Annotated in this window: 28 protein-coding genes and 1 tRNA gene; 14 read left to right on the forward strand and 15 right to left on the reverse strand. The window is 63.2% G+C overall.

Annotated features, from left to right (window positions below; all coding sequences use genetic code 11):
- The 5 genes from CH293_RS27880 to CH293_RS11430 all read right to left on the reverse strand — a co-directional run.
- A partial coding sequence (locus tag CH293_RS27880; RefSeq protein ID WP_141217164.1) for a sugar phosphate nucleotidyltransferase occupies positions 1-81 on the reverse strand: 81 nt, incomplete at its 3' end.
- 38 nt (positions 82-119) lie between these two features.
- On the reverse strand, positions 120-470 hold the full coding sequence (locus CH293_RS11415; protein ID WP_255122815.1) for a hypothetical protein: 351 nt from the start codon (positions 468-470) through the stop codon (positions 120-122).
- A complete protein-coding gene (locus tag CH293_RS11420; protein ID WP_255122816.1) occupies positions 467-1564 on the reverse strand; it encodes a hypothetical protein in 1098 nt (365 codons plus the stop codon). The genes CH293_RS11415 and CH293_RS11420 overlap by 4 nt, the downstream gene beginning before the upstream one ends.
- 115 nt (positions 1565-1679) lie before the next feature.
- Positions 1680-2447: a hypothetical protein gene (locus CH293_RS11425; RefSeq protein ID WP_255122817.1), complete on the reverse strand. Its 768-nt coding sequence runs from the start codon at positions 2445-2447 to the stop codon at positions 1680-1682.
- Between the two features lie 180 nt (positions 2448-2627).
- Positions 2628-3383 (reverse strand): hypothetical protein, encoded by a 756-nt coding sequence (locus CH293_RS11430; protein ID WP_255122818.1) that lies wholly within the window; start codon positions 3381-3383, stop codon positions 2628-2630.
- Between the two features lie 87 nt (positions 3384-3470).
- On the opposite strand from CH293_RS11430, the gene rfbB reads away from it, so the two are divergent.
- Positions 3471-4475: a dTDP-glucose 4,6-dehydratase gene (gene rfbB, locus CH293_RS11435; RefSeq protein ID WP_094720321.1), complete on the forward strand. Its 1005-nt coding sequence runs from the start codon at positions 3471-3473 to the stop codon at positions 4473-4475.
- A complete protein-coding gene (locus CH293_RS11440) occupies positions 4459-5934 on the forward strand; it encodes a hypothetical protein (protein ID WP_094720268.1) in 1476 nt (491 codons plus the stop codon). The genes rfbB and CH293_RS11440 overlap by 17 nt, the downstream gene beginning before the upstream one ends.
- Here the strand turns inward: CH293_RS11440 and CH293_RS11445 are convergent.
- Positions 5920-7440, reverse strand: a complete 1521-nt coding sequence (locus CH293_RS11445; RefSeq protein ID WP_094720269.1) for a hypothetical protein — start codon at positions 7438-7440, stop codon at positions 5920-5922. The two genes, CH293_RS11440 and CH293_RS11445, sit on opposite strands and share 15 nt — an antisense overlap.
- 113 nt (positions 7441-7553) lie before the next feature.
- On the opposite strand from CH293_RS11445, the gene CH293_RS11450 reads away from it, so the two are divergent.
- A complete protein-coding gene (locus CH293_RS11450) occupies positions 7554-9425 on the forward strand; it encodes a glycosyltransferase (RefSeq protein ID WP_094720270.1) in 1872 nt (623 codons plus the stop codon).
- 52 nt (positions 9426-9477) lie between these two features.
- On the opposite strand, the gene CH293_RS11455 is transcribed toward CH293_RS11450, so the two are convergent.
- The 5 genes from CH293_RS11455 to CH293_RS11475 all read right to left on the reverse strand — a co-directional run bounded on the left by CH293_RS11455 (position 9478) and on the right by CH293_RS11475 (position 13807).
- Entirely contained in the window at positions 9478-10332 is an 855-nt protein-coding gene (locus CH293_RS11455; RefSeq protein ID WP_037111610.1) for a TylF/MycF/NovP-related O-methyltransferase, read from the reverse strand.
- A 108-nt stretch (positions 10333-10440) separates the two neighbouring features.
- Positions 10441-11349 carry a glycosyltransferase gene (locus CH293_RS11460; RefSeq protein WP_037111611.1) on the reverse strand — a complete coding sequence of 303 codons (909 nt, stop codon included), beginning with the start codon at positions 11347-11349 and terminating at the stop codon, positions 10441-10443.
- Complete coding sequence (locus CH293_RS11465; RefSeq protein ID WP_094720271.1) at positions 11333-12208, reverse strand: ABC transporter ATP-binding protein; 876 nt, start codon at positions 12206-12208, stop codon at positions 11333-11335. The genes CH293_RS11460 and CH293_RS11465 overlap by 17 nt, the downstream gene beginning before the upstream one ends.
- Before the next feature lie 11 nt (positions 12209-12219).
- Entirely contained in the window at positions 12220-13095 is an 876-nt protein-coding gene (locus CH293_RS11470) for an ABC transporter permease (protein ID WP_094626830.1), read from the reverse strand.
- Positions 13096-13222: 127 nt separating this feature from the next.
- Positions 13223-13807, reverse strand: a complete 585-nt coding sequence (locus CH293_RS11475) for a bacterial proteasome activator family protein (protein WP_176459979.1) — start codon at positions 13805-13807, stop codon at positions 13223-13225.
- 166 nt (positions 13808-13973) lie between these two features.
- Here CH293_RS11475 and CH293_RS11480 point away from each other — a divergent pair, with 166 nt between their 5' ends.
- Positions 13974-15179: a cysteine desulfurase-like protein gene (locus CH293_RS11480; protein ID WP_037111613.1), complete on the forward strand. Its 1206-nt coding sequence runs from the start codon at positions 13974-13976 to the stop codon at positions 15177-15179.
- A 52-nt stretch (positions 15180-15231) separates the two neighbouring features.
- On the opposite strand, the gene CH293_RS11485 is transcribed toward CH293_RS11480, so the two are convergent.
- Positions 15232-16203 (reverse strand): NAD(P)H-quinone oxidoreductase, encoded by a 972-nt coding sequence (locus CH293_RS11485; protein WP_094720272.1) that lies wholly within the window; start codon positions 16201-16203, stop codon positions 15232-15234.
- A gap of 9 nt (positions 16204-16212) precedes the next feature.
- The gene (mgrA, locus tag CH293_RS11490; protein WP_094720273.1) at positions 16213-17250 is read right to left on the reverse strand and encodes an L-glyceraldehyde 3-phosphate reductase; all 1038 of its coding nucleotides are present in this window, start codon (positions 17248-17250) and stop codon (positions 16213-16215) included.
- A gap of 176 nt (positions 17251-17426) precedes the next feature.
- Here mgrA and CH293_RS11495 point away from each other — a divergent pair, with 176 nt between their 5' ends.
- Positions 17427-17864 (forward strand): MarR family winged helix-turn-helix transcriptional regulator, encoded by a 438-nt coding sequence (locus tag CH293_RS11495; RefSeq protein ID WP_052059352.1) that lies wholly within the window; start codon positions 17427-17429, stop codon positions 17862-17864.
- A gap of 52 nt (positions 17865-17916) precedes the next feature.
- A tRNA-Ser gene (locus tag CH293_RS11500) sits at positions 17917-18003 on the forward strand.
- A 38-nt stretch (positions 18004-18041) separates the two neighbouring features.
- Here the strand turns inward: CH293_RS11500 and CH293_RS11505 are convergent.
- Both CH293_RS11505 and CH293_RS11510 read right to left on the reverse strand, forming a co-directional pair.
- The gene (locus CH293_RS11505; RefSeq protein ID WP_094720274.1) at positions 18042-19184 is read right to left on the reverse strand and encodes a tyrosine-type recombinase/integrase; all 1143 of its coding nucleotides are present in this window, start codon (positions 19182-19184) and stop codon (positions 18042-18044) included.
- Entirely contained in the window at positions 19184-19723 is a 540-nt protein-coding gene (locus CH293_RS11510) for a helix-turn-helix domain-containing protein (RefSeq protein WP_217900753.1), read from the reverse strand. Before CH293_RS11510 ends, CH293_RS11505 begins: the two co-directional genes overlap by 1 nt.
- Positions 19724-19823: 100 nt before the next feature.
- On the opposite strand from CH293_RS11510, the gene CH293_RS11515 reads away from it, so the two are divergent.
- The 8 genes from CH293_RS11515 (at position 19824) to CH293_RS11540 (ending at position 24306) form a co-directional block, all read left to right on the forward strand.
- A complete protein-coding gene (locus tag CH293_RS11515; protein ID WP_094720275.1) occupies positions 19824-20030 on the forward strand; it encodes a helix-turn-helix domain-containing protein in 207 nt (68 codons plus the stop codon).
- Between the two features lie 92 nt (positions 20031-20122).
- Positions 20123-20410, forward strand: coding sequence for a hypothetical protein (locus CH293_RS28190; protein WP_176459980.1), 288 nt, complete (start codon positions 20123-20125; stop codon positions 20408-20410).
- Positions 20407-21294 carry a tyrosine-type recombinase/integrase gene (locus tag CH293_RS11525; protein ID WP_217900754.1) on the forward strand — a complete coding sequence of 296 codons (888 nt, stop codon included), beginning with the start codon at positions 20407-20409 and terminating at the stop codon, positions 21292-21294. Before CH293_RS28190 ends, CH293_RS11525 begins: the two co-directional genes overlap by 4 nt.
- The gene (locus CH293_RS28195; RefSeq protein WP_217900755.1) at positions 21291-21467 is read left to right on the forward strand and encodes a hypothetical protein; all 177 of its coding nucleotides are present in this window, start codon (positions 21291-21293) and stop codon (positions 21465-21467) included. Before CH293_RS11525 ends, CH293_RS28195 begins: the two co-directional genes overlap by 4 nt.
- A 59-nt stretch (positions 21468-21526) precedes the next feature.
- Complete coding sequence (locus CH293_RS28780) at positions 21527-21949, forward strand: helix-turn-helix domain-containing protein (RefSeq protein WP_176459982.1); 423 nt, start codon at positions 21527-21529, stop codon at positions 21947-21949.
- Positions 21950-22443: 494 nt separating this feature from the next.
- Entirely contained in the window at positions 22444-22698 is a 255-nt protein-coding gene (locus CH293_RS11535) for a hypothetical protein (RefSeq protein WP_094720278.1), read from the forward strand.
- Positions 22695-22853 carry a hypothetical protein gene (locus CH293_RS28200; protein ID WP_176459983.1) on the forward strand — a complete coding sequence of 53 codons (159 nt, stop codon included), beginning with the start codon at positions 22695-22697 and terminating at the stop codon, positions 22851-22853. Before CH293_RS11535 ends, CH293_RS28200 begins: the two co-directional genes overlap by 4 nt.
- Before the next feature lie 247 nt (positions 22854-23100).
- Positions 23101-24306, forward strand: coding sequence for a phage major capsid protein (locus CH293_RS11540; RefSeq protein WP_176459984.1), 1206 nt, complete (start codon positions 23101-23103; stop codon positions 24304-24306).
- The last annotated feature ends 89 nt before the right edge of the window (positions 24307-24395 follow it).

A 24395-nucleotide genomic window follows, 5' to 3' on the forward strand; every position in this document is an offset into this window, starting at 1 on the left:
CGGGACAAGCTGCTTGCTGATGCCGACCGTGATCGGATGTAGACGCGAGCCCGTGCCGCCCGCCAGAATGATTCCCCGCATACCGGGAAGTCTCCCAGACGGGACCTGGTCGTGCGCGCTCACTGCCAGGGGATGCTGTACGGCTCGTCCTCCTGCGGCAACGGCCAGTGACGGGGCCAAACGATTCTGGGGTCGGCCTTCATCTGTTCGACTTCCGGTGGGATCGGTACGGCATCGAACTCGATCCGGTCCCATGTCGTGCTGCCCGACGCCACCCTCACGCCGTACGTCTGGAGTTCCGGGCTTGCTGTCCTTGCCTGTGAGAGGCGTTCGAGCAATGCCTCGGCGACGACGACAGGGCCCTGGTCCACACGGATCGGTGTGGCATCGGCGCGGAGTCGAGCTGCGCGCAGGCGGTCGACGGCGTCGAGCACTCTCCTGTACTCGGGAGTGTTCCTGGGATCGGTCATACCGCGTCCTGCCACGGTTGGTCGCCTTCGCCGACGGAGAATTGTTGGTCAGGCGTGTCGAGGACTGGGGTTATGTCGGCGGTTCTGCCTGCGTCGACGGCAGTTTTGCCCTTGTCCAGAGCCTCGTTGAACGGCTGGAGGTACTTGTCGATCGTGCGGCTGACCTGACCTTCCGGGTCGATGATCGCGTCGAGGAACAGTCCGAACTGGTCGACAAGTTCTTCGATTCTGCGCACGAGATCCATCGTCAGGTCCATCGTCTGTCTCAGGATGTCGACGATCGCTCCGAGCTGCCAGGCTGTCCCGAGGACAGGAACTTTCTTGAGCGCCACTTTCATTGCTGCGGAGCCGGACCCGAGATCTACCTCGGCCTCCAACATCTCGGCGAACTTCCTCACGACGGTCTGGACGCCCTCGCGAATTTCCTCGGCGATGGCTTCGGAGATGGCGTGGATCGTGCGACCGCACGAACCTTCCCAGTACATGGCTGCAATCTGTCGACCGGAATACTCGGTGAAAGCTTGGGCGGCCTGGCCATCCCAGTAGTCGTCGACGCGCCGGACGCCACGCTCGAGTGATGCGGCGGCAGCTTCCAATGCGCTGCCCGCGATGTCGAATGCTTCTCCAGCTCGTCTGATCTCGTTCCAGTTCCCGCTCAGCGGTGTGGTGACTTCAGTCAGGGGGCTCCAAGTGGTGAGTTCGAAGATCGTCTCGTCCACGTCGCCCAGCCAGCCTGCAGCCGCTTGAATGACCTCACGGGTGTCGTCCACGGCGGGATTTGCTGGCGGATAGTCGATTCCGTCGGGGTGGCCGTAGTCGGCGGCATTGACGTAATCGTCGACATTTCCCACCGCGGCGGTCTTCGAATTACCCAGCTGCGGAACAGGTACAGGGACAAGATCGGTATGAGCGTTCAGTTGGTCGTATGTTTCCTTCTCGGCATCGTGATAGAGCCATGCTGCTTTTCGGAGTTCGTCTCCGATGTAGGTGCAGTTGGCCGATAGGTGGACGTGCCTGCTGCGCGTATTCTCTTGGTAAAGAGCAATGAACGGTGCAAGCCGCTGCAGAATCTGACCGGGGATTGTATCGCTCAAGCCCGCGTGATCCCCGATATAGCGATGGCATGCCATCGTTCGTAGACCTATCTCGGACGTCAGTTTCCCCATCCCAGCGACTTCTGATGGACGAGCACCGAAGATTTCTTCCATGTCAGCTCTTCCTTATCGTAGAGATTATGGCGTCGATATCCGAGTCGCCTAGTGCGCCTTCGACACCGCGGGCGGAACGGACGATGAAAACCACTGATTCTGCTGATGCGTAGCCGGGCGTGGCGATGACGTCGAACGTTGCCTGGCTGGACGAGCAGCGCTGAGCTGCGTCGGGTATGTCGTCGATCGTCGCTCGGTACCTAACCGCAGGTCGATCGCCGATCCGGAAGGTCTGCGGCCCGGTGATACGGATCGACGGTTTCCTCGACTCATCAGAGCTGGAGAAGATCAGTTCGGCTCGTTCGACTTCGCTGCGTGCCGTTGCGTCGAGGTTAGTTGTTCGGCGTCCAATGACTCCGGTAATGGCGAGCTCGGAATGTTCGCCGTCAGAACACTTTGTGCGTTCGTAGAACACTAGTGACCCGAACACCACCGAGGTTCCGTCGTCGAAATCCCATCTAGCCACCCCGCCGGACCAATTGTCCCAATCTGGGGCAACGTCATAGGTCAGTCCGTACTTTGTTGCGATCGGTTGTGGTTCGCCGTCGCCGACGATGATCCGCGGCGGCCTCGACATGGACGGAAACCCCGACGGCAGAGAAGCTGGTGTTGTCGTCGGAGCAAGTGGGCTCGTCTTAGACGGTTCGGCGACCGAGACCCCCTCGTACTGGCCGGGTGCTTCAGGTGCCAGTTTTGGTATTCCCCACAGCACTAGGTTGAATACGGCCAAGCTTCCTGCCAGCAGCAGTAGCCGTTTACGTAATCCCACGAACGCTCCCCCCGAAGTCTGCGAAAAGGTAACACAGGGGTCGGACACGGTCGGCTCGGAAGAATGGCGATCGAGCAACATCGTCGACGACAATGGCGCCGTGTTTCGCGCGAATGGCTGTGTGGTCGGCGTGCAGTCGAAGAGGATGCGGGCGGTAACCGCGTACGGCGCCCTTCCCTGTCAGGTCCTCCTTATCGTCGAGACGATCTGTTCGATTTGATCGTCCGTAAGAGCTCGTTCTACCCCGCGAGCTGCGTTCAACACGAACAGTGCTGTTGCTGCGGTGGCGTAGGAGGGGGTCGCAATGATGTCGAAGCGAGCCTCGCTCGGTGTACACGAATCTGTGGAAACGATGTTCGAAACGTCCGCGCGGTATCTTATTGCTGGACGTCCATCGACAGTGAATTGTGTAGGAAGGTCAACGGTCACGGACGTTTGGGCATCGTCGCTGAAGATCTTGGAAATTTTACCGATCTCCGCGCGCGCTACTTCGGCAATGTCTGCATCAGGCCGACCGGTCATGCCAGTCATCGCAAGTTGTCTGTGCTCGCCGCCGCACTTTTCTCTTTCGTAGAATCCGAGGGCACCGAACACCAGGGATGTGCCGTCGTCGAAGTTCCATCCGGACACACCGTCGTACCAGTTGTCCCAACCGCTGGGGATGTCATATGTCAATCCGAATTTCGTTGCGATGGGCTGGGACTCCCCGTCAGGAACGATGATTTTGGGAGGCGGAAACTCCATCGTCGGAAACCCCGACGGCAGAGGGGCTGGTGTTGTTGTCGGAGCTTGTGGGCTCGTCTTGGACGGTTCGGCGACCGCGACCCCTTCGTACCGGCCGGGCGCTTCAGGTGCCAGTTTTGGTATTCCCCACAGCACTAGGTTGAAGACAACCAAGCTCCCTGCCAGCAGCAGTAGCCGTTTACGTAATCCCACGAACGCTCCCCCCGAAGTCTGCGAAAAGGTAACACGGGGGTCGGACAAGTTCGGCCCGAAACCGGGCACACCGGTATGGTCGCGGGTATGAAACTGCTCGTGACCGGGGGTGCCGGGTTCATCGGCGCGAACTTCGTCCATCTGACCGTCGCGCAGCGGCCCGATGTGGAGATCACGGTCCTGGACAAGCTGACCTACGCCGGCAACCGAGCATCGCTCGACCCGGTCGCGGACCGGATCGAGTTCGTCGAAGGCGACGTCGCAGACTCGAACCTGGTGTCGAACCTGATCAAGGACACCGATCTGGTGGTCCATTTCGCCGCGGAATCCCACAACGACAATTCCCTCGCGAACCCCTGGCCGTTCGTGCACACCAATGTCATCGGCACCACCACCTTGCTGCAGGCCGTCCGCGAACACGACGTGCGCTATCACCACATCTCCACCGACGAGGTCTACGGAGACCTCGAACTCGACGACCCCGCACGGTTCACCGAGAACACTCCGTACAACCCGTCGAGCCCGTACTCCTCGACGAAAGCCTCCAGCGACCTGCTGGTCCGAGCGTGGGCGCGGAGCTTCGGGGTCCGCGCCACGATTTCCAACTGCTCCAACAACTACGGCCCCTACCAGCACGTGGAGAAGTTCATTCCGCGTCAGATCACCAACATCCTGTCCGGTCTGCGCCCCAAGCTGTACGGCGAAGGCAGGAACGTCCGCGACTGGATCCATGTCGACGACCACAACAGCGCCGTCTGGACGATCATCGACAACGGTGTGCTCGGCGAGACCTACCTGATCGGCGCCGACGGGGAGAAGAACAACCGCGCCGTCCTCGAGACGATTCTCGAGGAAACAGGACAAGCCGCCGACGCCTTCGATTTCGTCACCGACCGCCCCGGCCATGATCTGCGCTACGCAATCGACTCGACCAAACTGCGCACCGAACTGGGATGGACCCCCCAGTACGTCGATTTTCGCAGCGGTCTGAAAGCAACCGTCGACTGGTACCGAGACAACGAGGACTGGTGGCGTCCACAGAAGGACACCACCGAGGCCGCCTACGCAACCGCGGGTGAACGCACTGTCTGAACGCGTCCGGCCCTATCTTCTTCCCGCGACGACGGCGGTTGTCGCCGCTGTGGTGTTCGCGGTTGCGTCGCGGTTTCTGATCGACGACACCTTCATCACACTGTCGTATGCGAGAAACCTGGCATTCCATGGCGAGTGGGCGCTTGTCGGTGGTCATCCGTCGAACACCGCGACGTCGCCGCTGAACGTTCTGGCGCTTGCTGCCGGAACGTTCGTGGTGCGCGACGCCGTGCTGGCATGTGGGATCGTGTTCGTCCTGTCCTGCGTGGCAACGGTGGTCGCATTCCGAAGAATTGCTCTCCACCAAGGATTTTCGACGGCTTTCGCTCCGGTTACGCTAGCGCTCATCGTCGTGAATCCGGTGGTCTCGTCGTCTCTGGGATTGGAAGTGATTCTGGGAACGGCGATTCTGGCTTGGGTAGCAGTGTTCGCCATGGAGCACTCGCCGATTGCTCTCGGTGTGGCCTCGGGCCTCGCCGTGGTCGCTCGTGTGGACCTGGTCGTCGTTGCGGCCGCGTTGGTGCTGATCAGGAGTGCGCCGCTGCATCGACTGTGGCTGTCTGCGCTAGCCGCGGCAGCAACGGCGTTGCCATGGTTCTTCGTCAGTTGGGTTTTTCTCGGTTCGGTGGTCCCGGATACCGTCGTCATCAAGACCGGCCAAGGGGCCTGGGGGGAATGGGGTTTCGGCAACGGTTTGCTGATGTACCTCGACATCTATCCCGCCGCGGCTGTCCTGACCGCTGTCGTGCCGATTCTCGGAGCGCTGTGCCTGCTGGCAGTGCCGGCGGTGCGGCGATGGCGTCGAGCAACGGTCTTGTGGGCATGGGCGATCGGCGGCGTCACCTACTACGCCGCGTACACCCTGCTCGAGGTCCCTCCCTACCACTGGTACTACGGGGTTCCCGCGGTGGCGGGGACGGTGATGTTCGTCGGCGCGATGTTCGCGGCTCCCACCGTCGTGAAGTCTGTCGGTCTTGCCGCCGCGGCAGCCGCAGGGCTGGCGGGCGCGGCCCTGTGGAGTTGGACGGCGGCCACCGATCGGGTCGTTCCCATCACGACCAATCATGCGACGGCGAATCAGTACGAGGACATCGGCGCCCAGCTGCCTGCCTACGCAGGCGACAAGGCTGTCCGGTCTGGCGGTGAGATCGGCGCGCTGTCCTATTACTGCGAGTGCCTCGTCGTCGACAAGTTCTCGGATCGCGGCGCACTCGAAGCGGATCTGCGGAAAAAGACTGCTGAACCAGGAGTCGCCGGCTGGTTGTGGCGCAAGAACTTCCATTTCCTGGATTTCGACGCCCTCGAACAGACAGGCCCGATTCCGCTGGACTACCGCCTCCTGCGGGTGAACTGGATGCAGGAGAGTCCTCCGTCGTTCGTGGACTGGCCGATCACCTCGCCCTGGACCGGAGCAGGCGAGCTGCACCTGACGAAACCGGATGCGTCAATTCCGAACTAGAGCAAAGTGTGCGACGCCTCGGGCTGCGGAATCCACTGTCCATGTCCAGGGTGAGCCGTCGCTCGGGCCAGGACGGTACTCGATGCGGTAGACCGGCACGACAGGCTTACGGGAGTAGTCGAGGTTGGCGTAGTTCGCGCGAAGCAGCAGGTCGCCGACAGGCCCGGATTCCTCCAGGCGCGGGATGATCCGCTCGTTGATGATGACGCCTCGGTCGGAGAACTCGTCGACGATCGTGCACTCGCAGGCGTAGGCCAACGTTCCGATCTCTCCGGGGGACTTGACGGCGTCGTCGCCGACGATTTCTCCGATCTCCTCGCCGACGCGCTGGTAGTCCGCGGCCGAGGCGAAGTTGCCGAAGATAGGCGGTGACGCCCACGGCATGGGTCGGACGGTGTCGAACGCGATGGAGCCCACAATCCCTACGATGACGAGGAGAAGCGAGACGGCGGCCACCGGGCGCGGCGATATGCCGGCCAGGAAGATTGCCGCCGATCCACCCGCGATCATCGGGGTGACGTAGTACCAGTGGTAGGGAACGGTGTCGAGAACTGTGTAGGCGAGGTAGTAGGCGACCCCACCGAGTCCGAGGCCGATGAGGGGCCACGACGCTTGGTCGCGCGCGCGTCTGGACAGGCACGCAGCGAGCCAACCGATGGTGACGACAAGGCCGACGACGGCAGGACCGAAACTCGCGAGTGTGCCCCACCAGTCGCCGTCGTAGTAGAGGGATGGCCCGTCGAAGTAGTTGAAACCCTCGATGGCCTGGCCTTCTTTCAGGACGAGCGTGTCCGGCACCAGTGATCCGAGCACGATCCAGCTGAAGACGTACCAGGGCAGGGAGACCGCGGCCGCGGCTAGAAGAGCCCGAGGCCAGCGGCGATACAGCGTCGGCGCGAAAGCAGCGAGAAGTAGCACGAACAGAACGAGATCGAGTCTGACCAGGACGGCCAGCCCGCTCGCGATGCCGAAGACTACGGGGCTGCCCCGCAGAGCCGCAGCGGTCAGCGTGAGGACCGCTGCGGGAATGAGGAGAACTTCGAGTCCGATGGACGACAACAAAAATGGGTTGCTCATGACCAGAACGACCGCGATCCCACCGAGCCACATGCCTCGACCGATCGACCGTGAGATCGACGCGCACGCTGCACCGACGATTCCCCCGGCCAGAACGTTGGCGACGAACAGAGCGAACAACGGCGCGGGCGCGCCGAAGAACGACGTGACCCACACGATGAGGCCGAGGAGCAGAACGTTGAGGGGTGAGGTCGACGTATTCGCGGTCAGGTCGGTGACGATGGCCCACTGACCGTGCTCGGCGAGATTTCGGGCCGCGGACAGGCTGATGTACGCGTCATCGGTGAGGCTGGGTGCAGCAACCCAGTACCCGACGGCGCCCAGGGCCGCGCCGAGCGCGACGAGTATCCATGACGAGCGTCCTGCGCGCGACAACCGGGTTCCAGGCGAGTACGCCTCCGCGTCGGCGGCAGCGGACTGTGCAACCATGGTCACCAGAATGGCAGACAACAGGGCTCGTACGCTGCACCGCGAGCCCTCGCCCGGCGTTGTGTCTCGCAATACGGGCAGCACAAGAGCCAAGGAGAAAAGGGACCGTTGCTGTGAGTCACGCTGATTCCACCACCACGACCGAGGCAGAATCCGTCGACCTGCCGTCGTCGACGGAGTTGCGCGCGCAGCGTCTCCTCTTCGACGGGCCGTCGCCGCTGGTGAGTGCGGATATGTACACGACTGTGGCCAAGGGCAATGTCGAGCGCTCTCGGTATGCGGCGAAGCTGGCGAAGCGCACGGTTCTCGAGACGAACAGTTACTTCGGGCGGTTCCCGGCGAGTTATTGGCAGCGCTGGACCGATGTGACCGAGGTGCGTTTCTCGGCTTCCGTTGCCGGTTCGGGGCGCATCGACATCGTCGCCACCGATTACAAGGGTCGTAAGCGAACGATGGCCAGCGAGACTCTGACCACCGACGGGCGGGCCAGGCGGCTGGACTTCGCTGTTCCCGTCAAGCAGTTCCTCGACGGCGGAGCCTTGTTCGCCCGATTCACCACCACGTCCGGTGAGCTGACGGTCGAGGACGCCGAGTGGACCGTCGACGCGCCGGAGAAACTGCGTCCGACGTCCGTGGTCATCTGCACGTTCAACCGGGCCGACGACTGCGCCAACACCGTGGCAGCCATGGCCGATGATCCGATTGCACTGCTCGGCGTCGACAACGTGTACGTCGTGGACCAGGGAACCGACCAGGTGCAGACGCGGCCCTTGTTCCAGCGTGTCGCGGCCGAACTCGGCGACAAGCTGGTCTACATCACTCAGCCCAACCTCGGCGGTGCGGGTGGTTTCACCCGCGGGCTGTACGAGGTGCAGGGCAAGGGCGGCGACCCGGCCAACGTCGTGTTCATGGACGACGACGTGCTGTGCGAGCCCGAGGCGATCGTGCGCATGAACGCGTTCGCGAACAAGACCATCGAGCCCGCGATCATCGGTGCGCAGATGCTTTACCTGCTGCATCCCGATCGGGTGCATGTCGGTGCCGAGGTCGCGAACCTTCAGAAGCTCGAAGCCGGTTTGCACGTGAAGAACGCGATCTCGGACAAGAGTGCGCTGAAGAAGAAGCAGGAGATCCGCGTCGACGCCGGCTACAACGGCTGGTGGTCGTGTCTGATCCCGTCGGAGATCGTCTCGCAGATCGGTTACCCACTTCCGCTGTTCTTCCAGTGGGACGACATCGAGTACGGCTACCGGGCCCGTGCCAATGGATTCGCGACGGTCACGCTTCCGGGTGCGGCCGTGTGGCACGCCGATTTCGCGTGGAAGGACTGGGACGAGTGGCACCGCTACTTCAACCTGCGCAACGGCATGATCACGGCGTCGCTGCACGCGGGGCTCGACGGTAAGAAGCTCGCGCGTCAGTTGACGACCGATCTGTTCCGCTATCTCGTTTCCATGCAGTACGGCATGGCGTTCACGTTGATCAAGGCCATCGAGGACTTCCTCGTCGGACCGAGCAAGCTCACCGACGGCGGCATGGATGCCGCGGCGGCGATCCGTCGTGATCGAGCCGCGTACAACGAGACGAAGCGCTACAACGCGAACTCGGTTCCTGACGTCCGCCCTGCGGACATGTTCATCACCCCGGCTGGGCCTCACCCCAAGAAGAGCCTGGAGTGGGCCGTTCTGGCGAAGCGTGTGCTCAACCAGTCGCGTGGCCGCGTTCACCCGGGCCCGGTCGCGATCTCGGCCGATGATGCGCACTGGTGGCACGTCTCGCTGTTCGCGCATGCCGTCGTCACCGATCGTTCGCAGGAGGGTGTGCGAGTTCGTAAGCGCGACAAGGCGGCCGCCACGGAGCTACTGAAGCGAGGGCTGACGGCGCTGCGTCGTCTGCGTGTCGAGACCGACAGCGTGGCCGAGTCCTACCGGCAGGCTGTTCCTGAGCTCACCAGCCGAGAGAACTGGACGCGGCTCTACTCCTAGGTGAGCGGAAATGTAGGCCCTGCGGAGTGACCAGAACGCACTGCAGTTTCACTCACAACGACGGAGCGGTACGGATTCGAACGACGACCTGTTCGTTGTCCGCGGTGTAGCCGAGGTAGTCGAATTCCGTGCCGGTGCGGCCGACGAACTCGGTCCACGCGCGGTATTCGTGATTGCGCCAGCCGGGGAAGTTGAAGTACTCGTCGAAGACGATGACGGTTCCCACGGCCAGGCGGTCGGCGACGAGGTCGAGGACGGTCACGGTCGACGAGTACAGGTCCGCGTCGAGGTGCAGGAACGCGAGCGTGTCCTTGTGGCTCTTCAGGAACTCGGGTAGCGATTCCTCGAACATGCCGGGGACGATCTCCGCGCCAGGCACCGTCGGTTCGGTTTCCTGCTCGAACAGTCCCTTCGGAAAGCCCGTCCTCCACGTCTCGGGTAGACCGGAGAAGACGTCGAATCCGGCGACGATGGAAATGTCGTGTCGCTTCGCCATCTCCTCGGCGATGATCTCCAGCGTCGTACCGCTGGCGACACCGAACTCGAGCGCCATCCCCGGTACCGATACCTCGCCGAGCGCGAACCTCAGCGTGGCGTGGGGACGCAGGAACGTGGGTGCCTTCGGCATGACCTCCTCGGCGAACTCGGCGCTCTGAGCGGCGGCCTCGACGTCGGACGCGTACGGAATATCGCGGCGCATGCGCATTTCGAGTCCACGGATGAAGGCGTGCAGATCATCGATCTCGCGGCGCTGACGCTCGAGAATGTCCAGCAACTTGGTCTGCTGATCGCTCGTCTGCTCGGCCAGCTGGGCCGTCTGCTTGTCCAGAACCTCGCCGATCGCGCGCTGTAACTTCTCTCGCGCCGAATGCCGAATTCGATCCGTCAGCTTCCGAGATTCCGTCATGCGCACACGGTAGCGGACGCAGACGCCCACGGCCGTTGTGAGTGGAAATGTAGGCCCTGGGGCAGGAGCGGAGCCTGCGGAGCGACCAGATTCCACTCACCTCGGTGGTCACCTCCGGAAATGCTCCCGACGCCCGAGTCGACGGAGACGAAGCCATTCCAACAGGCCCTTGGGATTGTGAGTGGTCACAAGGAAGAACCACCCGAAGCGAATCCACTCCTGCGGCAGCAGTTTCCGCATACCGGGCTGCGACATGAGGTACCCACGGTTGCGATAGGTGAAATAGCGCTTGGTGGCGTCGTCCGGGTACTGCGTGTGCATCCGCCCGCCGAGGATCGGTTTGAACTCCTCGGCGCCGTTGGGGTGGACGTAGGCCGTCGTCAGGCAGGTGCCGAACTTCAGGCCCGATCGCTGCAGTCTGCGATGCACCTCCACCTCGTCACCGCGGACGAACAGTCGCAGATCGGGCACCCCGACGGCGTCGATCGTCGACGCCTTGAACAGGGCTCCGTTGAACAGTGACGCGATTCCTTCGAGCAGGTCGTCGTCGGGGTTACGGGGGTCGATCAGCTCGGACCGTAGTCGACGCCATTCCACTCCGCGCCGCAGCGGGAACGCGAGACGATCGGGGTCGTCGATGTCGCAGACGACGGGGGAGACCTCGTCGAGGCCGTGCTTCAGTGCGCACTCGTGCAGCGTCTTCAACACGTCCGGACCCTCGGGACGCCCGTCGTCGTCGGCGAGGAACACCCAATCCGCGCCGAGCGACAGGGCGTAGAGAATGCCGAGCGCGAATCCGCCCGCACCGCCCAGATTGTGATGCGACCCAAGATAAGTAGTCGGAATCGACGCAGACTCGACGAGCTCGCGGACCTCGTTCTCGTGCGCGTTGTCGACAACGACGAGATGGTCCAGCGGGCGGGTCTGGCGCGTGATGACATCGAGTGACTTCGCGAGGAGCTCGCGACGCTTGTGCGTCACGATGACTCCGATGATCGTCTCAGCCACTGGTCTCATCTCGAGGTCGTTCCGCAGGCTCCACTCCCGCTTCGTCTCGAGGTCGTTCCGCAGGCTCCACTCCCGCTTCGTCTCGAGCGAGCTCTTTCAAGATCGTCGCCACGTGGTCGCCCGCGTCGTTGCCTTCGTACGCTCGTACGACTTCTTCGATGCCACCGTCTTGACGGATCTGGCCGTGGTCGATCCACATCGCGCGGTCGCAGAGTTGCGCGAGGAACTCGTTGGAGTGGCTTGCGAAGACGAGGATGCCGGAGCGTTGCACCAGTTCCTGGAGCCGGATGCGTGCCTTCTTCATGAATTCTGCGTCGACGGCGCCGATGCCCTCGTCGAGCAGAAGGATTTCGGGATCGATGCTGGTGACGACACCCATCGCGACGCGCACCCGCATGCCGGTGGAGTAGGTCCGCAGCGGCATGTCGAGGTAGTCGCCGAGTTCGGTGAAGTCGGCGATTTCGTCCATCTTCGCAAGCATCTGCTTACGCGTCTGGCCGAGGAACAGGCCTCGGATGATGATGTTCTCGTAGCCGGAGATCTCCGGGTCCATTCCGACACCCAGGTCGAAGACGGGGGCGACGCGGCCGCGCACCGAGGCTGTACCGCGGGTGGGCTCGTAGATGCCGGACAGCAGGCGCAGGAGCGTCGACTTGCCTGCACCGTTGTGTCCGACGAGGCCGACGCGGTCGCCTTCCTTCAGGTTCATCGTGATGTTCTTGAGGGCTTCGACGACGACGACGTCGGAGCTGTTCCGGTCGATGGCACCGCCGGCTTTGCCGAGGAACGCCTTCTTCAGGGAACGAGTTTTGGCGTCGAAGATGGGGAAGTCGACGCAGGCGTCGTGCGTGGAGATGCTGACTGACATGGCGGAGACCCCTAAACCCAGTAGGGCACTCGGGCCCGGAACTTCTTGAGAGCGAAAATGGTCAGGAGCCAGCCGACGATGGTGCAGGCGATCACGATGTACCAGTGGTAGGCCTCCTGGGGCTCACCGATCATCGGGGCTCGGAGGATGTCCAGGTAGTGGAAGAGCGGGTTGATCTCGACGAGGCGGGCGCGCTCGGCGGCCTGTCCGCCCTGGTTGAGCAGCCCTTGCGTCGTCCACACGATCGGCGTCATGAAGAACAGCAGCGTGACCATGGACTGCAGAATCGGCGCGATGTCGCGGTAGCGCGTTGCGACGATGCCGAACAGCAGCGCCACCCAGACGGCATTGACGGCGATGAGCGCGAAGGCCGGGAACGCCGCAAGGTCGGTCCAATGGAACGTCGGCCGGAAGATCGCGATGATGATCACATAGACGATCAGGTTGTGCGCGAACAGCAGGATCTGACGCCACACCAGCCGGTACACGTGCACCGACAGCGCCGACGGCAACTGCTTGATCAGGCCTTCGTTGGCGACGAAGACGTCACCGCCCTCGAGAATCGCTGCACTGATGAAGTTCCAGATGATCAAACCGACGGCCACGTGCGGCAGGAACGTCCTCAGATCCATGTCGAGCAGCACCGAGTACAGCAGGCCCATGGCGGTGGCCTGGACTGCGGTGGCGATGGTGATCCAGAACGGGCCGATGACCGAGCGTCGGTACCGCTGCTTGATGTCCTGCCAGCCGAGGTGGAGCCACAGCTCACGCTGACTGAACCCGGTCTTCAGATCGCGAAATGCGCGCTTGTACGTCTGCGAATCCGAAACAGGGACGGTCACACGCTCTCCTGTCTCGTTCTCGGGTTCCTTCGCTGGAGCTGACACGACGGTCGACCTTACCCGCTCCCGACGGTCGTTCCGCAGGCTGCACTCCTGCCCAGCCCCGGTCATTCCGCAGGCTCCACTCCTGCCCCTCCCCGGGTCATTCCGCAGGCTCCACTCCTGCCCCCCCTTACAGGTACTGGCCCGTTCCGCCGCCGGTGTGGCCTGGGCCACTGGGGTTGATGGCGACGCCGGGAGGCAGGGCGCCTTGGCGCATTTGTTCGAGTTGGGCGCGTGCTGCCATCTGCTGGGCGAACAGGGCGGTTTGAATTCCGTGGAACACCCCTTCCAACCAGCCGACCAGCTGGGCCTGCGCGATGCGCAGTTCGGCGTCCGACGGTATGGCGTCCTCGCCGAAGGGGAGGGCGAGACGTTCCAGTTCTTCGCGGAGTTCGGGGGCCAGGCCCTGTTCGAGTTCGCGGATCGAGGACTGGTGGATGCCTTTGAGTCGTGTGCGGCTGGCGTCGTCGAGGGGAGCTGCCCGCACCTCTTCGAGGAGCTGCTTGATCATCGTGCCGATGCGCATGACCTTCGCCGGTTGCTCGACCATGTCCGACAAGGGCGTTTCGCCGTTCTCCACGTTGTCGGTGCCTGCGGCGCGGGCCGCGGCGGCGGTTGCCTCTTCCCGGCTGAGTGCGAGAGGCTGTCCGTCTGGACCGATCACGACGACGTGGTCGCCGGCTTCTGGATTCGAGTGCGAGTCCGAGTGCGTCATGTTCGCCATCCTTCCGGTTTCGGTGGGATTGCGCGATGAGCGGGGCCGATTATTGTTGTTTCGGGTCGTTGAGGAGGGAAGACAAGCGTGCAAGACAGCCAGGCGGTCGATCCGAAAAAGGGATGTGGAACACACGCTCACGAAATCGGCGCTTAGAGTGTCCGGCATGGGGTACGACGTCGCGCGAGTCAGGGGATCCATTCCCTCGTTGGGCGACGGCTGGATCCACCTCGATCCGCAGAACGGTATGCAGATCCCCGACCGTGTGTCGACCGCGGTGTCCACAGCGTTTCGCGGAAGTGCGCCAACTCACACTTCCGGCCACCTGTCGTCTCGTCGCAGCGCTGGTTTGCTCGACGCCGCGCGTCAGGCGATAGCGGATCTGGTCGGCGGCGATCCCGCAGGTGTCGTTCTCGGTCCGGATCGAGCGACGATGCTCGCGTGGCTCGCCGAGTCCATGTCGTCGCGCCTCGGACTCGGGACGGGCCTTGTGCTGTCGCGCCTCGACGAGGAAGCGAACGTCGCGCCCTGGCTGCGCATCGCCAACCGCTACGGGGCTCAGGTCCGGTGGGCCGAGGTCGAGATCGACACGTGCGAACTCCCCAGCTGGCAATTCGAAGAACTCATCACGACGACCACTCGCCTGGTGGCGATGACCGCGGCCTCGCCCATCGTCGGGTCGGCCCCGAACGTGCGTGTTGCGGCCGATCGTGTCCATGCCGTCGGCGGGCTGATCGTCGTGGACGCCGCAGGCGCGGCTCCGTACGCGCACGTCGACATCGAGGAACTGGGCGCCGACGTCGTCGCTGTTCAAGCGTCGGCTTGGGGTGGTCCGCAGGTGGGCGCGCTCGTCTTCCGTGATCCGGGTCTGTTGGATCGAATTCCGTCGATGTCGCTCAATCCGTTCGCGAAGGGCGTCGAGCGGCTCGAGGTGTCGGGTCATCAGTACGCGTTGCTCGCCGGTGTCGTCTCCTCGGTGGACTATCTGGCCAACCTCGACGACGCGGCTACGGGTACCCGTCGTGAGCGCTTGCAGTTGTCCATCGGTTCGCTGCAGGACTACCACGACCGGTTGTTCGATTATCTGCTGCGATCGTTGGAGAAGCTGGAGCACGTCATGGTGCTCGGCGACGCTCCCAGCCGTATCCCGACGTTGAGTTTCACCGTCGCGGACACGTCCGCCGAGAAGGTCGCCGAGCACTTGGCGCAGAACCGAATCGGCACCGTCAGTGGAATCCACAGCGGCAGTAGGCTTCTGGATGCTCTAGGCGTCAACGACGAGGGTGGCGCGGTGACCATCGGGCTCGCGCCGTACACGACGCGGTACGAGATCGATCAGCTTTCCAAGGCGTTGTCCAAGCTCCGTATGTGAGTGGAAATGTGTCCTCGGGTCAGGGCCCAGGGCCCAGGGCCCACATTTCCACTCACGAGACGCGGAGCAGGACCTTTCCGATCGCGTCGGCGTCGAGCAGTCGATGCCCCTCTGCCGCTTCGGTGATCGGTAGTTCGGCGTGAATGATCGGGGCGACGGCGCCTTCCTCGATCAGCGGCCACAACCGTGCAGTCATGTCTGCGACGATGTCCGCCTTGCTCGACGCTCCGGTTTCCGGTCGGCCACGCAGACCCGCGGCGTGAACGGTGCCGCGCTTGGCCAGGAGTGCACCGAAGTCGAGCTCACCCTTCAGTCCGCCCTGCATCCCGATGGTGATGAGCTTCCCGTCCTTGGCAAGCGCATTTACATTGCGCCCCAAGTACTTCGCGCCCATGTTGTCGAGGATGAGGTCGGCTCCGTCGGGTAGTTTCTCGACGAAGTCCTCGTTCTTGTAGTCGATGAGGATGTCCGCGCCGAGGGATGCGCAGAAGTCGAGCTTCTCGCGTGATCCGGCCGTCACGGCGACGGTGGCGCCGAATGCTTTGGCGACCTGGATCGCGTGCGTTCCGATGCCGCTTCCGCCTCCGTGGAGGAGAACCACATGACCGGAGCGGAGGCCGCCGAACATCACGAGATTGGACCAGACCGTCGACGCGACCTCTGGAAGTGCCGCTGCCGCATGGAGATCGAGCTTGCCGGGGATGGGAAACAGCTGGGTCGACGGGACGGCGACCTGCTCTGCGTACCCGCCGCCGGCGAGGAGGGCGCAGACTTTGTCGCCGACCTTCCAGTCGTGCACTCCTTCACCGAGTTCGGAGATGATCCCCGAGCATTCGAGCCCCAACGTGTCGCTCGCCCCGGGCGGTGGCGGGTAGAAGCCTTGACGCTGCATTAGGTCGGCGCGGTTGACCGCGGTGGCTGCGACGTCGACGATGACCTGCCCGCGCTCGGGACGTGGGTCCGCTACTTCGGTCCACTGCATCACGTCGGGAGCCCCGAACTCTTTCAGCGTTATCGCATGCATGCCTGCCCCTTACCCGATATCCCAGAGATTGATGCCGAAGTCCCGTGCGTGCTCGTCGATTCGGCTCAGTTCGTCGGCGGAGAAGTCGAGGTTCTCCAGTGCACCCACGTTGTTCTCGAGCTGCTCGACACTCGATGCTCCGATGAGTACCGATGTCACGCGAGGGTCGCGCAGGGCCCAGCTCAGCGCGAGTTGCGCGAGTGTCTGTCCACGTGAGGTAGCGATGTCGTTCAGTCCGCGGAGGTGGGCGACGTGTTCGTCGGTGAACCAGTCAGGGTTCAGCGACTTGCCCTGTGTTGCGCGTGAGCCGTCGGGAATCCCGTTCAGGTATTTGTCGGTCAGCATGCCTTGCGCGAGGGGAGAGAACGCGATGGTGCCTGCGCCGACCGAGGCGAGGGCGTCGAGCAACCCGTCCTCGATCCATCTGTTGACCATGGAGTACGACGGCTGGTGGATCAGCAGGGGCACACCGGCCGCGGACAGGAGTTCGGCCATCTTCGTCGTGTTCTCGGGCGTGTAGGAGCTGATCCCGACGTACAGAGCCTTGCCCTGATGCACGGCGCTGATCAACGCCCCTGCCGTCTCCTCGAGGGGTGTCTCGTGGTCGGGTCGGTGGCTGTAGAAGATGTCGACGTAGTCCAGGCCCATTCGATGCAGCGATTGGTCCAGCGACGACAGAAGGTACTTCCGCGACCCGCCGAAGCCGTACGGCCCCGGCCACATGTCCCACCCGGCCTTGCTGGAGATGACCAGTTCGTCGCGGTAGCCGGCGAAGTCCTCCCGCAGAATGCGTCCGAAGTTCTTCTCGGCACTGCCGTACGGCGGTCCGTAGTTGTTGGCGAGGTCGAAATGGGTTATCCCCAGGTCGAAGGCTCTGCGGAGCACTGCGCGCTGGGTCTGCAGCGGGGCATCGTCGCCGAAGTTGTGCCACAGGCCCAGCGAGATCGCGGGGAGCTTCAGGCCACTGGTGCCGGTTCGCCGATACTGCATCGAGTCGTAGCGATCTGCAGCCGCGACGTACGGGGGATCGATATGAGGTTCGGACATGCACCGAGCCTATTCCGACCGCCCGTAACGGACATCGAGCGGGAGCGTCGCCCAGGGAGTGACTGGAAAGGACCGCTGAGCTACTCATCGGTAGCTCTGGTGCCTAATATGGTCGGGTGACGGCCGAACGATCCTTTGGTCCAGGGGGGGACCCGCAGTGGTTAGATGCTGCGGAAATGAGAGCGTGGCGCGCCTATATCGACGGCGGCCAACGATTGCAGGGGGTACTCAACAAAGATTTGCAGGACGCGCACAACCTGACGATGGCGGAATACCGCATCCTCGTGATGCTGTCGGAATCATCCGATGGCTCGCTGCGGATGAGCGACCTGGCCGACGGTGTGCTGTCGTCGAGGTCTCGCCTGACGCATCAGATCAGGCGCATGGAGTCCGACGGCATGGTCGAACGCAGCACGTGCGTCGACGACGGGCGGGGTGTCCTTGCCGTCATCACTGCCATGGGTCGCCGCCGACTGGAGGAAGCGGCACCGACTCATGTCACCAGCGTCAGGAAGCATCTCGTCGATCTGTTGACGGCCCGTGAACTCGCGGTTCTCGGCGACATCTTCGAAAAGGTCGACGCAGCGATGGGGAGCCCGACGGGCCGGGGGTGATTGGCCCCTGACCGGCAGAACCGTTTAGGATCGTCTTTCGTCGGTAGACGATGGAAGCGTGGCAGAGCGGCCCAATGCACTCGCCTTGAAAGCGAGAGACGTCCAAAAGCGTCCGGGGGTTCAAATCCCTCCGCTTCCGCAGTGTGAAGAGGCCCTGATCTTGCACTCCGGTGCAGGTCAGGGCTTTTTCTCTGCCGAGATGACGACGACCGGCGAACCGTCTGGCCACACTTTGGCCACACTCTTCGCCGAAACTGCACGATCGAGCGCGTCCGCGACGGCGTCCAGATCGTCGTCGAACAGGTCGGCGTAGACATCGAGTGTCATCGCGGCCGACGCGTGCCCGAGCATCCGTTGTAGCGCCTTCACGTTTACCCCGGCGCTGATCGCCAGGGACGCCGCAGTGTGCCGCAGATCGTGCGGAGTGAGCCGAGGTACTCCGGACTTCTCGACGGCACGCGTGAACCATCCCGTGGACGACACGGACCGTCTGAGGTACTCGCCACCTCGGCCGGCGAACACCAAATCGTCGCGACCCTTGCTCTCGCACGCTCGCGCGAGCTCGTCGACGAGAAAGGCCGGCACCGGAACCGCGCGCGACTTGTGCGATTTCGGAGTGCCGACGTGGATCTGCTGTTGCACCTGCACGGCGTTGTCGACGACGTTGAGGCGCTTCCGGAGCAGATCGAGATGACGCACGCGTAGCCCGATCGCCTCGCCCCAGCGCACACCGCAGTACGCAAGCAGGAGGACGAGCACCCGATGCTGACCGGACGCTGACGCCAGCTCGGCGACCTCGGCGTGCGAGAGGTACACGTGCGTCTTGCGCTGCTTCCGTGGCAGGTTCTCGACGCCGCGCGCTGGGTTCTTCGCGAGACGCTTCGCCTTCACGGCCGAATCGAGGACACCGGCCAGCACACCGTAGGCGCGGATGACGACCGTCGCGCCCTTGCCTGCACGCGTCATGTCGGCGATCCACCGCTCGACCGAATCGAGCGTGATGTCTGCGAGCTGGACGCGTCCCCAGCGCGGCATCACGTGAATGCGCCACGCGGTCTCGATCGACTTGTAAGCCGAAGGTTTGAGGTCGGACTCCTTGCGCTGCAACCAATCTGGGCCAAACTCTGCGACGGTGATCTTCCCCAGTTTCGGCGGCACGTACTGGCCCGTCATCATCTCGACCTCGACTGTGGCCGCGAAGTCTTGCGCTAGTCGCCTAGACGTGAAGCCGCGCTTCTGGGTCTGGCGTCGTTCGGGCGTGCGGTAGCGGACCCGCCAGCGCTTACCGGCCGCAGTCTCGTAGCTCTCGATGGTTGCCATCAGTCATCCTCGTCGTTGTCGCGAATCAAGTCGCCGTAGCCAACCGACACGATCAAGTCGACCGTCTCGCCGTCCGATTGAGTGCGTCGGGCAATCCGTAGGGGCTCACCGGCAGGTGCGGGGCGCGCAGAATCGACGGATTGACGGTGGCTCATGAAGGGCGGTTGCGACCGAACGACGAAGTCGAGCGATTGCTCGGTGAGTGAACGCATTCCGTCGAGGAAGTGCCACGCCGAACGAGTCGAAACTCGTTCTGCCCCAGTTATATTCACGTAACGCTCGCCGTCGTAATGCGCGGGCATGAGCAGGGTGTTGGGGGAGACATCGAGGGCGATCGAGAACGCCAGCAAGTCGTCCACGTCCACTCGGCGCGCTCCTGTTTCCACCTGACTGATAGAAGAGTTGCTGATCGGCCGACCCACCTGCGTGAGCCGCTCGGAGAGCGCCCTGAGTGTCAGGTTCCGCTCACGTCTCACTCGCGCGATGTTCTCGCGCACGGTTTCGCCTGTAGGTCCAAGGACGATCTTACTTGCTGCCATTATCCAAACTTATATCCAACCTTGCCAGCATGGAAGCGGTGGTGTACGAATGAAGACAACCCAAACAAGATTGGGATAATCCAAGCAAAGGAAAGAGAAGATGCCAGCTTCCCCTCTTGCAACCGCCGACGAGGCAGCCGAGTTCCTACGCACCACGAAGCAGAAGCTCGCGGAGAGTCGATACCGCGGCACAGGCCCGAGGTTCGTCAAGCACGGGCGTCGCGTGCTCTACCGCTGGGCCGATCTGACCGCATACGTCGAGGCCAACACGTTCCAGCGCACCGATGACCGGCCAGTGAGCGCCTGATGCACTACCCCGATCCCTACGAAAACGCCCCCGATGCCGGGCATGGCACCGAGGGCAACGAACCAGCCAACGACCAGGAAGGCGATTCAGACATGAGCATAAACCCTGCCACCGTCAACGTCGACAAAGCACTGCGCGCTCTCGGGCTCACTCCCGATCAATGGGACGGCATCACGTCCGACTTGCGTGCCTACCGAACAACGTCCGTCATCGAGAACCCGAGCGTGCTGGTCACGGTCACCGAATACTCCGACGGCTCCGAGGAGGTGGACGTGTACGTCGAGGACCGGGAGCCCGAGGATGGCAACTGGGCGAATCGTCTGCGCGCACTCGCGAAGGACGCCGAGGCTGCAGCCGATCTGGTGGAGGGACTCCAGTGAACCTCCAACTCGTCACCGCCGACAGCGACTCGACCCTGCCGAGTAGGGAAGAGCTGCTCGAGAAGCACTTGCGCATGCTGAAGCGACGCAATGCCTCACCGCACACCATCGAGTCCCGCAAGGGCGCACTGACACGCCTGGCTGAATGGCTCGGCGACACTCACCTTCTCCTGGTGACGCTGACCATTCTCGAAGATTGGCAGGACAGTCTCAACGTGTCCGCGTCCGCGATCGGCACCTACACCGTGCACGTCCGGAGCTTCTACAAGTGGGCCGAGCAGCAAGGACTCGTCACCGTCGACCCGGCGCGGCACATGGTGGTCCCGAAGATCGGTCGGCGCATGTCGCGACCGATCACCGAGCCCGATCTGAAAGACGCCTTGCTCGCATCGAGGTACGACCAGACCCTCCACTGCATCCTCCTGCTTGCCGCGTACTGCGGGCTGAGGGCAGCGGAGGTGGCCGCGTGTACCGTCGAGGACTTCCGGCGCGGTGACTCCACTGGCGGAGCGTTCCTGACTGTCCACGGGAAAGGTTCGAAGGATCGAGTGGTGCGGGTTCCAGTGCCGATCATGGCCGAACTCGACGTCCTGAATCGGCGCACCGGGCCGATGTTCATGAATGGGGTCGGCAAACCCATCACCGCAGATCAGGTGTCGCACTGGGCATCGAGATTCTTCCAGGGTCTCGGCATGACGTACACACTCCACAAGCTCCGACACCGCTTCGCGAACAGGCTCGCTGACCTCGGCACCGACGTACGCGACATTCAGGCGTCCCTTGGGCACGAGAGCCTCAGCACCACAACACTTTATCTCGCCGCGAACAGTCGCCGAGCTGCAGACTCGATCGACAAACTCGCTGACGACATGGACGGTGCGTGATGTTCGCGACCATCGACGAGCTGTCCGACGAGCCGGTCACCGTAACCCTCGAAGGTGAGCGTGTGCGGATTCGGTATGGCCGGGGCGCGACGTTGTCGCTGGACATCAGCGAAGCGGTAGACCTGGTGGACGCTGTTGCGACGGTGCTCGGTGAGGTAGCCGAGAAGCAATGACCAGGGAGTCACCACCACCATTCCGATTCGAGTGGGAGAGCTGCGTCAAGCGCACTCGAATGCCTGGCAGCGCCAAGTTCCTCGCGCTCACCCTCGCTACGTTCGGCTCGTCGAAGACAGGGAAGAACATTCACCCGAGTGTGGCGAGGCTTGCGCGAGAAATGGAAGTCACCGAGCGGACCGTGATGCGTGGAATGAAGTGGCTCCGAGACAACGGCTGGATCGTGCGAGAGAAGCAGGGCAACAGGTGGCGCAGTCACGCTGACGAGTACCGACTGAACGTCCCCGAGAACGTCCTCGATGTGATGTGGCTGGACCCGTACAGCCATCCATATTCGAGCGTTCCACCTGACACCAGTGTCACTCAGACTTCGGAAGTCCAACTGACACTGGTGTCACCTGGACAAGGCAGCGCATCGAATGTCCAGGTGACATCTGAGCAATGTCTAGGTGACATCTCCGCAAGTCCAGGTGACAAATGAGCCGGGTCCACCTGACACCAGTGTCACCCCATCCCGTAGGTAACCCTGGAAATGGACCCCGTAAAGAAGATCCCGTGTGGTTGCGTCAATCAGCCACCTCACTTCCGGGCCCGCTGCAACGGCGAAAGGAAGCACTCGAATGTTGGATCGAACCGGAGACCAAATCGACGCGCCCGAGGCGCCTCGGTGGCACGACCCGCGATGCCGCAACGGCTGGCTCGGTGATGACCTCGACGGTCGTCCAGTCCCGTGCCTGCAGTGTCGGCCGCACCTGCGCCAGACAGCCGACGTCAACGACTGCAGCAGGCGGTAGGGCGTCGGCATCGCTGGAGCCTCCTCACCCCAGACGACCTCCGTGGCAGGTTTGAAAATCTCACCGAGGCTCAGTGTCCACATGTGCGCGTCCGCATGTGGACACATGACCAGCCTTGACCTGCGGAATGCCACATTGTGGCCCTGTACATGTACAACCACTCGAACAGAGGAGCGAACACATGACCGAACACCGAGCAGTGAGACCCATCGACCGATCGAGGGCCGCACGAGCCGTACTCGCGTTCCTGACCAACGACCTCGGCCAGCTCAACCGATCGCTGATGGAGGCGAACGAAGCTCACGAGGTCGATCTGCTGATCGCCGCGCTCGCCGAGGGCCTGGGCGAGACGCTCGTGCAGTCGATCGGTGAGGACGCCACCCGGCAGTTGATGGATCGCGTCATTCTCGGCGAGCAGATCGGATTCCAGCCGTGAGCGACGAACCGGAGATCGACGAGCCGGACGAGCCCGCTGTTCCCATGAAGTCGGTCCCGATCACTCGCGAGCGGGGCTGGCCTCCGGAGCGCCCGCAGATGGTCGAAGTGCCGGCCGAAAACGCCGACGATTGGGACGAGCGGATCTGGCACTGAAAGTTCGGGTATGGTCGCTTTCGAAGTCGAGACAAGTGACGAGGAGCCCTAGCGGGCCAAGTCATCGAGGATCGAGACTCACGAAGAAGCGCAAGGTTCGACCAGCGGTCAAGTGTGATCCGCGCCGAGGTTCCCTTCGGGTTCAAGGCAGCTGAGATCCGCGTCAACCCGTCCGTCACCGTGGCTTCCGACCTCCCCTACTTTCGTGGTGCCTCGACGCACCCTCACCATGCCTCGGAGGCATCCCATGTACCGAATCAAGCAGCTTCAGGACTCTGCGACCAGCGCCATCAAGAGGGCCCGCGACATCGCCGAAAAGGCCACGGCCGAGGACCGAGACATGGACTCGGATGAGCGCAAGCAGTTCGACATCGAGATGGCCGCGGGCCGCGAGCTGCTGGAAAAGCTCAAGGCCGCGAAGGCGGACCAGCTCGTGGTCGACGAGGCCGAGTCTCTCGCGAAGGCGGTCGGCGGCGCACCCGGCACCGACGACCACACCGGAGCATCGAAGTTCCTCGGCATCGCAGGCACATCGGTGAAGAGTCTCGCCCGCAGTATCGCTGGAACCATGCTCCGCGAGGAGAACGGCCGCAAGGCGGTCGCGCCTGCAGGCACCAGCCTGACCGCGATTCCTCTCCTGCCACAGAGCCCGATCGAGCTACCGCGCGCTCTGCAGACGTTCCTCGAAGTCATCCCGAGCGGCGTCGAGTCCTCGCCGTCGTGGAAATACCTCAAGCAAACGGTGCGGACGAACAACGCCGCACCTGTCGCCGTGGGCGCAACCAAGCCGACCTCGGTGTACACCTGGGACTCGGCAAACGCCGCACTGCACGTCATCGCGCACATGTCCGAGCCGATCGACAAGTACCTGCTCGAAGACGTGAACGCGCTGTCGGCGTGGATCGAGAACGAGCTGCTCTTCGGACTGCGTATCGCGGTCGAGAACCAGGTGCTCAACGGTGATGGGCAACTGCTCTCAGGCAGCACGACCGACCGTGCAATATTGGGCCTGAACAGCACCTCAGGTGTGCAGTCGCAGGCCTTCGCCTCGAACCTGCTGACGACGGCGCGGCGGGCCATCACCAAGCTCGAAGTGATCGGTAAGTCGCCCTCGGTGTTCGTGCTCTCACCCACCGACTGGGAGGCCCTGGAACTGACCGCAGCGACCGACGACGCGGTCGACTACCGCGGCCTGCCGGTGGACCGTGCAGCGCAGAAGCTCTGGGGCGTCCCGGTGTCACTCTCGACGGCGCTCGCCGCGAAGGCCGGTGTCCTGCTCGACACGTCGACGCTCCGGGTCGTCACCGACACGCAGGGCGTCGAGGTGAAGTGGTCGGAGAACTACGCCGACGACTTCGCCAAGAACCAGCTCCGCGCTCGTTGCGAGGGTCGGTTCGAGCTGGAGGTTCAGCAGCCGCTCGGCACGGTCAAGATCGCTACTCAGGCGCCGTAATCCTCGACAGCCCCAGCTGGTCGCCTCCTCGGGCACTGGGGCTGCCGACCCTTGACTCACTCCGGCTCGTCCCAGCAGCCGAGCCGGAG

Source organism: Rhodococcus sp. 14-2470-1b, assembly GCF_002259415.1.
Classification (GTDB): Bacteria; Actinomycetota; Actinomycetes; order Mycobacteriales; family Mycobacteriaceae; genus Rhodococcoides.